Annotated in this window: 2 protein-coding genes; both read left to right on the top strand. The window is 44.0% G+C overall.

Annotated elements, in window-relative coordinates; genetic code table 11:
- Positions 1–300: hypothetical protein (locus H1R82_RS14515; RefSeq protein WP_220272551.1), on the top strand; the 300-nt coding region annotated here is incomplete at its 5' end.
- Positions 273–670: hypothetical protein (locus tag H1R82_RS14430; protein WP_181821733.1), on the top strand; the 398-nt coding region annotated here is incomplete at its 3' end. The genes H1R82_RS14515 and H1R82_RS14430, both read left to right, overlap by 28 nt.

Genomic DNA, 670 nt, shown 5'->3' with positions numbered 1-670 from the left:
CTCGCTGAAAAAAGCGTTGGCTTTGGTGTAATCAAACGTAATCACGTTTTTCATGTTTTTTCACCCTCATTCTCCGATTCCTGGTATTACGGTTTTTCCATGAACAAACCAATCTTCATTTTAATGGAACCGATCAGTCATTTCAAAAAACAATCCATGAGCATGTTCGAACGAAAGCGTTCCCATTTCTACCTTTCCCCGATTTGTTCCGGTTCATTTGAAGCAAATGATGATTCCGTGTATAATCCTGAAAAAAGTCAAAGGGGATTTATATGCACAGACGAAATCATCGGATTTTGACACTGATCTGTCTGTCTTTTTTTCTGTTATTCACCACCGGATGTGTCCAAGCCGACATTCATGTGGACATCCATCGCGACGGATCCGGAACCTACCAAGTGAAAGTTCTCACCAATGATTTGATCTTGCCCAATCTGGGCAACGTAAAAGCCCGGCTGAAGCAACAAGGATTTCAGCTGCGGGAGATTTCAGAAGGATCCCAGAAAGGCTTTGTGGCCGAAAAAAAGGTCCGAAGCGTGATCAAGGAACCGCCCGGAAAAACCTTTGAATCGCTTAAACCGACCGGTTCTGCACCGGCAACGGGGCCAAAAAAGGACGGCGGTTTAAACGTGGAACATCAATTTTTCACCTCCAGGATCATTTATCAAGA

This window comes from Thermoactinomyces intermedius, from assembly GCF_013912365.1.
GTDB lineage: Bacteria > Bacillota > Bacilli > Thermoactinomycetales > Thermoactinomycetaceae > Thermoactinomyces > Thermoactinomyces intermedius.
The sequence above is the reverse complement of the archived record's forward strand: the minus strand, read 5'-3'. Positions and strand labels throughout refer to the sequence as shown.